This is a genomic window from Photorhabdus akhurstii, from assembly GCF_018448925.1.
In the GTDB taxonomy this organism is placed as follows: domain Bacteria; phylum Pseudomonadota; class Gammaproteobacteria; order Enterobacterales; family Enterobacteriaceae; genus Photorhabdus; species Photorhabdus akhurstii.
On the sequence record NZ_RCWE01000044.1, the window covers coordinates 1 to 12,158 of the forward strand.

The 12,158-nt window shown below is 46.3% G+C and carries 10 protein-coding genes and 1 pseudogene; all 11 read left to right on the plus strand.

What is annotated here, in order from left to right; translation table 11 throughout:
• Positions 1–1,084: DUF2345 domain-containing protein (locus EAE93_RS23040; RefSeq protein ID WP_214040639.1), on the plus strand; the 1,084-nt coding region annotated here is incomplete at its 5' end.
• Positions 1,085–1,094: 10 nt separating this feature from the next.
• Positions 1,095–2,135 carry a DUF4123 domain-containing protein gene (locus EAE93_RS23045; RefSeq protein ID WP_214040640.1) on the plus strand — a complete coding sequence of 347 codons (1,041 nt, stop codon included), beginning with the start codon at positions 1,095–1,097 and terminating at the stop codon, positions 2,133–2,135.
• Positions 2,135–4,741 carry a T6SS effector BTH_I2691 family protein gene (locus EAE93_RS23050; RefSeq protein WP_214040641.1) on the plus strand — a complete coding sequence of 869 codons (2,607 nt, stop codon included), beginning with the start codon at positions 2,135–2,137 and terminating at the stop codon, positions 4,739–4,741. Before EAE93_RS23045 ends, EAE93_RS23050 begins: the two co-directional genes overlap by 1 nt.
• A complete protein-coding gene (locus EAE93_RS23055) occupies positions 4,738–5,730 on the plus strand; it encodes a putative type VI secretion system effector (protein ID WP_036809677.1) in 993 nt (330 codons plus the stop codon). Before EAE93_RS23050 ends, EAE93_RS23055 begins: the two co-directional genes overlap by 4 nt.
• A gap of 76 nt (positions 5,731–5,806) precedes the next feature.
• Positions 5,807–6,817, plus strand: coding sequence for a putative type VI secretion system effector (locus EAE93_RS23060; RefSeq protein ID WP_105399791.1), 1,011 nt, complete (start codon positions 5,807–5,809; stop codon positions 6,815–6,817).
• Between the two features lie 77 nt (positions 6,818–6,894).
• Entirely contained in the window at positions 6,895–7,884 is a 990-nt protein-coding gene (locus EAE93_RS23065) for a putative type VI secretion system effector (protein ID WP_214040642.1), read from the plus strand.
• 76 nt (positions 7,885–7,960) lie between these two features.
• Complete coding sequence (locus EAE93_RS23070) at positions 7,961–8,992, plus strand: putative type VI secretion system effector (protein WP_214040643.1); 1,032 nt, start codon at positions 7,961–7,963, stop codon at positions 8,990–8,992.
• A gap of 180 nt (positions 8,993–9,172) precedes the next feature.
• Positions 9,173–9,940, plus strand: coding sequence for a hypothetical protein (locus tag EAE93_RS23075; RefSeq protein ID WP_214040644.1), 768 nt, complete (start codon positions 9,173–9,175; stop codon positions 9,938–9,940).
• Positions 9,941–9,974: 34 nt separating this feature from the next.
• On the plus strand, positions 9,975–10,250 hold the full coding sequence (locus tag EAE93_RS23080) for a PAAR domain-containing protein (RefSeq protein ID WP_214040646.1): 276 nt from the start codon (positions 9,975–9,977) through the stop codon (positions 10,248–10,250).
• A 2-nt stretch (positions 10,251–10,252) separates the two neighbouring features.
• Complete coding sequence (locus EAE93_RS23085) at positions 10,253–11,428, plus strand: hypothetical protein (protein WP_214040645.1); 1,176 nt, start codon at positions 10,253–10,255, stop codon at positions 11,426–11,428.
• A pseudogene (locus EAE93_RS23090) lies at positions 11,421–12,158 on the plus strand (ImcF-related family protein); the annotation flags it as partial. The gene EAE93_RS23085 and the pseudogene EAE93_RS23090, both read left to right, overlap by 8 nt.

Genomic DNA, 12,158 nt, shown 5'->3' on the forward strand with positions numbered 1-12,158 from the left:
ACGTTTAGCCCGCCCGTACGCCGGTAAAACGCACGGTTTTCACTGGCCGTTGATTCAGGGGACCGAAGTGGCGATCGCGTTTGAGCAGGGCAACCCGGATCGGCCCTACATCGCCCATGCGTTGCATAACTCCCGGCATGAAGACCATGTAACCCTCTACAACTACAAACGCAATGTGCTGCGCACGCCGGCCAACAACAAACTGCGCATGGACGATGAGCGCGGCAAAGAGCACATCAAACTGAGCACCGAATATGGCGGGAAAAGTCAGCTCAATCTGGGCCATCTGGTGGATGGACAGCGACCGCATCCCAACAAGCGCGGCGAAGGGTTTGAGTTGCGCACCGACGACTGGGGAGCGATCCGGGCCGGGAAAGGGCTGTTTATCAGCGCCGATCAACAGGTTAAAGCCTCGGGCCAGCAATTGGATATGCAGCGTACGCTGGCTGAACTGGATGCGGCGTTGCAGACCGCGGCGGGGTTGCGTTATGCCGCTGAGGCGGCGAAAGCGGAACTGGCTGACATTGAAACCCAGGCCGCCTTTATGAATGAAACCCTGAAAGAATTACAACAGCGAGCGCTCTTACTCTCTGCGCCCTCCGGCATTGCTCAGGTGACGCCGGGCAATTTGCAGCTCTCCGCCGGGGAGAACCTGATAACCACCGTCGGCGGTGATGCTGATATGAGCATCATGAAGAAATTCCGGCTGGCGGTGGGGAACGGGCTGAGTTTGTTCACCCGAACCTTGGGCCTAAAGCTGTTGGCGGCTTCCGGCAAGGTAGAGATTCAGGCACAGACTGATGCGGTAGAGGTGTTGGCTCAACAGGCGCTGACGCTGGCAAGTCAACAGGATTGTGTGACCGTCTCGGCGAAAACGGAACTGCGTCTGGAGTGCGGCGGGGCTTATATCTCGCTGAAAGACGGCCATATTTCTTTTGCCGGTCCTAAAAATGCCCGCTTCCAGTGTGACATTTTGCAGAAAAACGGCCCGGTGAGTCAGAGTTCAGACCTGACGTTGCCTGAGCGTTGCGCGTCAACGGCAGAGCGGATGATGGGTAATCAAGATGGTGTAACGAAAAAATAAGGTGTAGACCATGATAGAAACAACTATTCCACTGACAGTGGATTACAATTTTTCCCCCGAGGCTGAAACCAGACGGCAAACCGGTTTGTTGGCTGACTTGCGTACGGCATTTACTCAGCATGGCGAACACGGTTTTTTACTGGTTGACCCGGCGGTTTTTCTCAAAAACCGACAGGAAGAGAGACTCCCGGCGGCAATCCTGAATCATCAGCCGGCGGCCATACCGACGCAGATAAAGCATCATCATTTCGAATCCCGTTATTCGCCCTGGCTGGTGCCACTCAATCTTAATCAGCCGGAGGATGCTGAACTGCTGGCGCTGAGCGTCACGCAGGCGTTGCAGGAAACCGATCCGGCGGAGTTGATAGCCGGACGTGGGCGAATGGTGTGTGGCTGGCTGTTTAGTGCCAGCCCGGCCTCCGCGATTGCACACCATATCAGTATGATGGCGGTGCAGTCCGTCTCATTTCAACCGCAGGCCATGCTGCGCTTTTATGATCCGGCGGTCAATAATGCCTTTTGGCCGGTGCTGGATAGCTGGCAACGCTCGCGTTTGTTGGGGCCGTTAACCGACTGGTATCTGATTGACGGCGACAGTCAGTTACTGCACCGGGACAATGCCGAGTCTGCTCAGGAACTGTACATCTTTTCACTGTCATTGACAGCGGAACAGGTAGCAGAAATGGCCTGGTCAGGGCCGATGAATCGGGCACTGCGCCGATATCGTCAGGCACACCGCAATCAGTTACGTCGAACAGAACGGGAATCCCTGCATATTATGCTGGCCTTGCTGCGCCGGGTGACAGCACGCTACGCCTTTGATGCAGTACAGGACCTCGAAGCCTGTGCATTGCATGGTCTGCTTTACCATCCAGAGATAGATCTACACCCCCGAATACAGTCGCTGTTATCCCATGAAGAGGGCAGGAGCGCTGGCGGTTATGTCATTCGCATCGCTGAACTGACAGCAGAAACGTGGTCGGCACTGGCTCGTGAGTGCGGCCGTCCCAATCCTGCCATTATTCCCTCCAAGAACCAGGAGATGTTGTGATGAATGAATCATTATGTTGGACATGTGAGTCCACCGGACCGGCACTGTTGCCGGTGCGTTATACCGTGGTGCCTGATGATGTTTCGGAAACCTTGCCGGTGTGGGCGGAAACGCCAGAACCAGCGGCGCCGGGCTATCATTATGCGCTGCGTGCCTTACGGCAGGGGTTTTTATATGTCTATTACGCGAGTGCCGGATTAGATGAGCCGGAGAGTTGGGATGCCTGGAGCGTTAGCGAGGATGGTGCGCTGTGGCAACAGTTTTGTGCGCCTTTTGGTGTCTCTCCCAAGAAAACCTCAGATTGCCGTGCGCCGACCCATCAGAGCGCCAATATGGAATTTATCGTACTCCAGGATATGGCCTTGTATACGGAAACTTGGCTGGCTTTCACGCCCTCAGCGTGGAGCCAGGAGACCATCAAGTATTATCACAACAACCGCGCAGCGCGGGAAAAGAGGATGCAGTGCGTGAAACCGTGGCAGTGGCGCGGGGTGCCGGAAGGGGTCGGGATTGCTCAGGCGACGATAGAGAACCTGAATACCGTCATCGATTACTGTCTGGGAGACAATGATTCCGGCAAATATGTTCTGCCTTGTAACCGGAAAGTGCTGCGTATCAGCCGGACATTAGAAGAGGCGCCCTACTATGAAATTTATCACGGTGTGTTGAGGCCAAAGAGCACCTTGTATCCGTGGAGTAGCAAGCGGGCGGGATGTGCGGACATTACGGTCAGGGCGATGCAAAAACGCGGGCGGGCTGCGGATGGCACGCCGGTATCGCCGGTATTAATCGCGTTGCATGATCCGATAGGAATAGCGCATGAATTAGCGGGCTGGGGTGATGATATCGCTGGGGCGCATAAAACCTTTTTGGATGAATTGTCGATTGAGTTTATGACCGACAGTTCACTGAATGGTGTGGAGAATCAGTTGCGTCAAATGCACACCACACATTTCAAAAAGCCGGATAAAAAAATGGATGCCATGTTGGCGGCTTCTACGGGTTTGTCAATTCAGGAGTGGGAAAAACGCAGAGAGGATTCAATTCGTCACGCCATCGAATCGGATAAGAAAGCGTTTGCCCACGATTGGAAAAAATATACCTCAGAGCTGAATTTGGCTAAACGACAGGCATTTAATCAATGTTATGCCGATTTTTGTGCCGATGTGGCGAAAGAGTTGGAGCAACTGGCCCAGTTCAGGGTGAGCTGGCTAAAACAGAGCCGACTTATCACTTGTTGTCAGGATTTTCATTCCACCCGATTGGAGGACAACCTCAATTATCGCGAAGCAGTGGATTATGCCATTGCTTCGCTGAATGTGACCGAAACCGGCTGTACCTATTTAGATGCCTTAATTGACGAATATTCTGCGTTGTCGCCGGAAAATATTGTCTGGCGCTCGTTATTGCTGAATAACCCGGAAGTGATGAAAGAGATGGACGGGTTTTTACAGAAGATGAAGCTGAATAAGGGGAATGAAAAACCGGCGGACATCTCAGTGTTTATGAAGACGGTAACGACACTGAGTGGAAAACTGGTTGAAGCCTACGATAAAGCGAATGAAGCGCTGGAAAAGCCGCCAAAATCCGATAGTACCTTTGCCCGGGCGATGTTACACAGTGACCGGCGGCTGGTCACGCTGGGGGACCGGTTCTTTAATTTTACCCGCTTAGGGAAAGTGCTGAATAGCACCAATGAAATGTTGAGTAAAACTCTATTCTCTGTGATTTCAGGTGTGTCTTTTGGCAGGGCGGTGAAACTATCGGTATTGCAGCTTCAAGAGGGTGATTCATTCCGGCGGCAGGTGTTGAAGCAACTTAAGGAATCAGGAGCAAAAGCTCGTCTTGATGCGAAGAATAATTATGAGCGTAATTTTAAAGAATTTGCTGACAGTGCCGAGGGAGAGTCAGTATTGAAAAAATCCCGGATTAAATGTTTGGTCTTATTTTTTAATGGGCTGGAATATGCCAATCAATTCAAAGAGAGTAAAGGGGATGTCAAGAGCCACGCCCAGGTGACTGCGGCGTTTTTAAGTACACTGAGTACGGCAATGGAGATTGTAGAGCCGATGGTGAAGCACGGCATAAAAAATATGGCAGCTACCGACACCATTAAATTTATAGGGTCGAGTGCAGGCACGCTCTCTTCTGCATTAAATCTGGGGGTAGATATTAGTGATTTTGTATCTGAATGTCATGGCAGACGGCGTTGGCAGTATTTTGGATTAATCGTCTGTAAAATTGGGACTGATGTTGGCGCAATGCTAAAAGCATCCAGCGGGTTGTTAGAAGTATTGCTAGAGAGAAAGCTGATAGAGAGGGGGGTTTTAGAAGCTACATTAAAAACGTTGGGATCTTTGGCTGCCGGCAGGGTTGTTGGCTTTCTGGCTAGCTGGCAAGTCATGCTTGGGGTGCTTATTCTTGAGTGGCTGGTTTCATTATATGTCGATAATGATCTACAAAAATGGTGCCGGAGTTGTGTTTTTGGGTTAGAGCCGGTGAAAGGTTTGGAAGCCACGCAATGGATTTACCCTGAGTCACAGAAAGATAAGTTGTATGAAGAACAAAGTAAAAACTTTGCCGATGCAATTAAGGATATCTCATGAATACTTGTCAGATGTTAAGAGGTGCCATTGACTTTGAAGAAATAAAAAGTCAGAGAAAAAGTCTTAATACGCAGATAGCAGTTAAGAGAGAAATAATGATTCCGCGCTATCCTGAGGATAGAGTGGAGATAGAAAAAGCGATAGAGGAGCTTCAAGCCAAAATCCCAGAACTGGATGCAATATTAGCAAAAGAACCGCCACCGCCGGAATTGCCCCCGCGTAAACCATTAATCAAAGTGAGTGGTGTGTTAGAAGAGTGGGAAACACTCTGTGTCAAAGGCTATTTTTCTGATCGTGAATATGACCCCGAAGAATTTGCCCGCCGGGAGGAGAATAGGCAATTTGGTGCATTATTGTTGGCGATGTTGGGAAATAGTTCTCAGGCTGCGGTGAATTTACGGACTGAAGTGCGATTGAGTGAAATATGTCATTTTGTGCAGGGGAAAATCAATGGTATCCCTTTTCATGGTTGGATAGGGTTGACGACAGTCAAAACAGGTGATTATGTTGAATTAGCGGTGACAGACCAGGGAGAATATTATGTCGTCTATGCATTAACAAATCCTGAACGCAGAACGATTTCTATCACGCCGTGTTGTAATAAAGGAGCCCGGTCAAAAGCATGGGATGAAGTCTTTTATACTTTCTGTGTATTTTTTATGATTATAGCTATTTGTCTTGGTGCTATCTTTTTTTCAGGAGGGGGCAGTTTTTGGGATGGGCCAGATCTTTTAACCTTATGTATTATGTCTGTGGCAACCGTATTTTCTTTCTATGCATACTCTGTCAGCATCAAAAAACCGTGGCCGTCAGTTAAGCTGGCTCAGGATATTTTCTCAGTGTTGGGTTTCCCTAATCCGCAGGATGTTAGTCTCAGTAAATTAACGAAGAAAAGGATTAAGGAGATAAAAGCTAATCCATCGACTGAAAACAGTGAAGAGGTATTACCGGATAAGCTTTGTATCCTGAGCCATTATTACTATTACTGATTTAAGTAATTAAAAATAGGAATCAACTGTATGAAAAACGAAGTAACAGTTTTGCTGACGCAATTAAGGGGGGCTTATGAGTACCTTTCGTCCTTACAAAGAAGCTATTGACTTTGATGAAATAAAACGTCAGAGAAAAGATATTGATATATCGGTAAAGGTTAAGCGAGAAATAATAATTCCGCGCTATCCTGAGGATAGAAAGGAGGAAGAAAAAGCGATTGAGGAACTTCAAGCTAAAATCCCCGAACTGGATGCGATATTATCAAAAGAACCACCGCCACCGGAATTGCCGCCGGGTAAGCCGTTAATCAAAGTGAGTGGTGTATTAGAAGAACTCGAAACACTCTGTGTTATGGGTTATTTTACTGATCGTGAATATGATCCGGCCGCTTTTGCCCGTCAGGAAGAACGAGAGTTGTTTGGAGGGTTATTGATGGCAGTGGCAGGAAATACTTCAGCGGCGGCAGTTAGTTTGCAAACCAAAGTGAGGGTAAGGGATGTTTGTGATTTTGTCCGGGGTAAAATTAATGGAGTGCCATTTCACGGTTGGTTAGGTTTTACTATAGCAAAAGCGGGTGATTACGTTGAATTAGCAGTAACCGAGCAGGAGGGACACTATGTGGTTTATGCCATTGCCCATCCCGAATTAAGGGTGATATCGATGACCCCGCGTTGTAAACAGGGTATTCACTCAAATGCTAAATATCAGATACGTGGCACTTGGTATGGTTCTTTAGTGCTTTTCTTTGCTTTCATGGTAGGGGGAATTTTTAGTGAGCAAACCAGAGAAAATATTATTTTGTATATAAAATATACCTCTTTATTTTGTGGTTTGATGGCAATTGTTTTTTCACCGTTAATCTATTTTTCCTGTATGAGAAAACCTAAACCGACATTTAGGTTGGCTGAGGAGATTTTCACGGTATTGGATTTCCCTAATCCTACGGAAATTAATCTTTATCAATTTACGATGAAAAAGTTGAAGGAAATGAAGGCTAATTCTCCGGCAGGGAAATCTGGTAAAGAGAGTGAAAGAGTTTTGCCGGATAAGAGCTGTTATTCCAGCTATTACTATTATTACTGATTCAAGTAATTGAGCAGAGGATATCGGTTTTATGAAGAACAAAGTAAAAGTTTTGCTGATGCAATGAAGGATATCTCATGAATACTTATCAGATGTTAAGAGGTGCTATTGACTTTGAGGAAATAAAAAGTCAGAGAAACAGTCTTGATACATGGATAGAGGTGAAGCAAGAAAGAATTCAGCGTCGTCCTGAGGATAGAGAGGAGGTAGAAAAAGCGATAGAGGAACTTCAAGCCAAAATCCCTGAACTGGATGCAATATTAGCAAAAGAGCCGCCACCACCGGAATTGCCGCCGGGTAAACCTTTAATCAAAGTGAGTGGTGTATTGGAAGAGTTGGAAACACTCTGTGTTAAAGGCTATTTTGCTGATCGCAAATATGACCCCGAGGAATTTGCCCACCGGGAGGAGAATAGGCAATTTGGTGCATTATTGCTGGCGATGTTGGGAAATAGTTCTCAGGCTGCGGTGAATTTACGGACTGAGGGACGATTAAGTAAAATATGTCATTTTGTGCAGGGGAAAATCAATGGCATCCCTTTTCATGGTTGGATAGGATTGACTACAGTCAAAACAGGTGATTATGTTGAATTAGCGGTGACTGATCAGGGAGAATATTATGTTGTCTATGCATTAACAAACCCTGAACGCAGAACGATTTCTATCACGCCGTGTTGTAATAAAGGAACCCGGTCAAAAGCAAAGGATGCAGTATTTTATACTTCCTGCGTATTTTTTATAATTATTGTTGTTTGTCTTGGCGCCATCTTTTTTTCAGGTGGGGGCAATTTTTGGGATGGGGCAGACCTTTTAATCTTATGTCTTATGTTTCTGGCAACCATATTTTCTTTCTATGCGTATTCTGCCAGCATTAAGAAACCGTGGCCGTCAGTTAAACTGGCTCAGGATATTTTCTCAGTATTAGGATTTCCTAATCCGCAAGATATTAGTCTTGAGAAACTAACTAAGAAAAGGCTTAGAGAGATAAAATCTAATCCATCGCCTGAAAACAGCGAAGAAGTCTTGCCGGATAAGCTTTGTATCCTGAGCCATTATTACTATTACTGATTCAAGCAATTAAAAACAGGAGTCAACAGTATGAAAAACAAAGTGAAAATTTTACTAATGCAATTAAGGAGGGCTTATGAGTACCTTTCGTTCTGACAAAGAGGCTATTGATTTTGAGCAAATAAAAAGGCAGAGAAAAGGCATTGAGATTGATATTAATGTAAACCGAAAACATGCCATCAATTTTCCCGATAGCAAAAAAGAAGCAGAACAGGAAATAATGAATCTTCAAGCTAAAATTCCTGAACTGGATGCGATTTTAGCAAAAGAGCCGCCGCCACCGGAATTGCCGCCGGGTAAGCCCTTAATCAAAGTGAGTGGTGTATTGGAAGAGTTCGAGGCCCTGTGTGTGATTGGTTATTTTACCGATCGTGAATATGGTCCGGCCGCCTCTGCCTGTCAAAATGAACGGAAATTATATCGGGGAGTCGGGGTGTCGATAGCAGGAAATACCTCGGGCACTCATTCACAAACCACCGTTAGGGTAAGTGATGTCTGTGATTTTGTGCGGGGGAAAATCAATGGCGTTCCCTTCCACGGCTGGCTGGGGTTTACCGCCGCAAAAGTGGGTGATTATGTTGAATTAGCGGTAACCGAGCAGGAGGGACATTATAGGGTTTATGCGATTGCCCATCCTGAATTAAGGGTGGTTTCTATGACGCCACGTTGTAAACAGGGTATTCATTCAAATGCCAAATATCAGGCACGTGTCGTCTGGTATGGTTCTTTAGTTATTTTTCCTATATTCACGATCGATGCGATTTTTGATGATTGGGAGTTCATTATAGAATATATGGTGGACTATTTTGTTAAATATATGGTGAATTGTATAAAATATATGTCTTTGTCTTTTGGTTTGATAGCAATTGCCTTTTCACCATTAGTTTATTTTTCTTGCATGAGAAATCCTAAACCAACACTCAGGCTGGCGGAAGAGATTTTTACTGTATTGGGGTTCCCTAATCCTACGGAGATTAATCTTGAGAAATTCACAAAAAAGAGGTTGAGGAAAATCAAAGCTCATTCCCCGGATGGAAAATTGAATAAGGATAGTAAAAGAGTGCTGCCAGATAAGCGTTGTTATTCCAGCTATTACTACTATTACTGATTCAAGTAATAGGATGGAGCTAAAGATTTATGAGATAGTCCTCAGAATTATCTATGATGAGTCATAGCGATATTAAGCAGTTTCTTGTCTTTGGAAAATTCAGTAACGAATTATCCAATGTAAAGTTTTATCTGTTTTTATGGGGTTTGTTTGTAATTTTGTGTAAATTAGGGAGTTTTTGTGAATCAGATCTATAAAATAGCTTGGATAGGCTTGGCTATTAATGTATTAACCTATCTTGTCTTACTGGTTGTTATAAAGGTAGCCAGTGAGGGTTATTTTGCTCTTTCTTATCAAGAGCAATATTTTGTTGCTAAATTATCAATATTCAATGTCTTGATGTTGATTTTCATTTTGCTGGAGGTGGTTAATCTGTTTGTTATTCTCAAAGCGCCAAAGTATGCGAAAATCAGTTCGTTTATTACATCTTGTTTTTTCCCATTTGGCGCGGTTTATTTTATTGGGTGTTTGTTGTCAATTCAACGAGTTGCGCTATCCCCATTCTATGAATATCAATATCAGACAGGTAATATGATTCCTCATTCCGCCATCTATTTTTTTCGGGATAGGTATTGGAAAAGGATGTGTATTTTGGGTTGCATAACGCTGGTTATGCCAATTAAGGGCGCGAATAGTATTTGTATGATGATGACAGCTATGCATTGTCTCTCATATCGTAAAACGGAAGGTCGTTATTTCTTTGCCGAGACAGAAGGGGGATTTTTATTAACACCAACCGCGTTGAGTAAAACCCTTTTCTTGCCTTATCGATGTATTAAAGGGGTGGAAGAACGTGAGGGTAATGTACTGATTTCTGTTAATTTAAATAAAAAAATCGACATTGTATTTTCAAAGAAATTTGTTGCAAGAGACGATCTTACAAAAGTCATCAAACTGCTTTCACAGGCAGCATTGAATAATCCGAACGATAGTATTGTCACGTTCTAAATGTGAAAAATTTATCCTTACTGATATAGGCATCATGATGTTTGAAGGCATTATTCGCCTGGGTGATAAGCTCAGTAGCGGCGGTGAAGTGATTTCCGCCTCCTCTTCTATCGAAATTGAAGGTAAAAAAGCTGCATTATTAAATGATTTAGTCAGTTGTCCGCTAAAAGGGCATGGCATTAATCGTATTGTTAATGCCAATTCTCAATGTATTTCCGATGGCAAACCGGTCGCATTTGATAAAGCGCTTTGCCAATGCGGTTGTTATGTTATTTCCAGTACGACGAAAGCCGGAATAGGGGAGTCATAACAATGGCTTGGGAAATTCCAGAGTCTTATTCCGTACACCGGCCAGAACCGCCGGTCTGGTCGCTTTGGCGGCGGCTGTTCAGTATGGCTTGTTTCGCTGTCGTCGTTGCTGTCGGCGGTTTCTGGTATCTGTTTAAAGATCCCGCCAGCTTGCTTTATGCATTGATCGCTTTAGCCGGAATAACAGCACTGTTCGGGGTGATTGCCGGTTGGCGGCTGTTTCGTTACGGCGTGGAACTGGAGCAGGCGGAAGTGCTGACGCAAGAGAACGCCTGGCAGGAGGCTCGCTGGCAAGCGTGGGCTTCTCAGGCGATACGGGTTGTGGATTATGATGCGCTTTTCCCGCCGGAAGTGCCGTCACCGGCGGATAAGGCGGTATTGGTCAATGGCGATAGCGCACTGGTATTTCCCCCTTTTTCCAGTTATTTCAACATGTTTGAAAATTTACTGGGAGCGGTGCGCAGTAGTTTGGCCGCGCATGTGGCTAATCATAAAGTGAATGTCTATTTTTCATCAGACAGGACCGAAACTGTCGTATGGGAGCAATTTTGTCAGGTTTGGCAAAAACTGGGGCTGCCTCTGTCTCAACTACAAGGCCCGATAGGGCTTAAATCCGATTATACCCATCAGATAAGCGACTGGTTGAATACGGAAATCAAAGGATTGCTGTTGGTCATGGCATGGTGTTGGCAAGACGATAAAACACTCGCGACAGCCAGTGAGGGCGCGGTGGTTTGGCTACTGGCGCCTCCCTCTTCTCAGCTGTCGGCAAAATGTTGTCTGCATCGGCCTATGGCTACGGTAGCGGCGGAGATGGAGCAGAGTGTGGCTCAGTTTCTGCGTTATCAACGTCCTGCCATCACGGCCGGGACACTGTGGTACAACGATGCGGATTCACCGGAGAAAGACAGGTTGTTAATTCGGCTGAATCAGAGATTAAAAACCTTGCCATCATCCGTACAACAGAGCGAGCCGACAACGCTTGATCAACAGTTTGTACCCCATTGGTTTGGGAAATCAGGGCCATATGCGGATTGGTTTGTATTAACACTCGCCATGAAAATGGCCGAATATCAGCAGGCGCCACAGCTTTTTCTGCTAGCGCACAATGCCTCGTTACAACTGGGGACTCTCTCCCCGCTAAACAATGTCACTTCATCAGGGGGCTTCCATGCTTAAAGCTTTTATTACCCGTAACTTGGGGGTAGGTCTGGTCACCAGTTTAATCGCACTGGTCTTGGGCGGACTGTTATCTTTCTGGGGCGATCGATTTGGGTTATCTACTCAGGCGGTCAAAATAATCGTCTGGATTGTCAGCATGGTGGGTGTGGTATGGCTGTTGAATCTTTTTCGTGATTACAAACAGCGTCTGCCCGTACGGGAAAGCGCGGTTAAAGCGCCAGTAGAACAAGTCGCATCCTCAGAAGCGCCATTTTATTTTCAGCGATTGGAATATCAGCTTGGTCGGCGTTATGGCCGTTTCTGGCGTCGGCGGGTATGTATTTTGTTGGTGATGGGACAACGGGAGCAGGTAGAAGCCATTGTCCCCGGGTTGACCGCCCAGCACTGGCAGGAAGGCGAAAATAATCTGTTGCTGTGGGGCGGCAGTTTGCAGACTCAGCCGGATAAAGCGCAGTTACAGGCATTGCGTCAACTGCGTCGTCGTCGCCCGCTGGATGGGGTGGTGTGGGCGATGACCGAAGACCAACTGAGTCAACGGGTACACATCAATACCGCGCTGCGCATGCTGGAGAAACAGGGGCAACAGCTGGGCTGGCAGGCGCCGGTGTATGTGTGGAATGTGCGTCACAGCCACTGGGACCAGCACGACCGGCCGACTCAGACGGTGGGCTGTTTTCTGTCGGAAGGAGGGACGCCCGAGATGCTGGCGCAGAGTCTGGATAGCCTG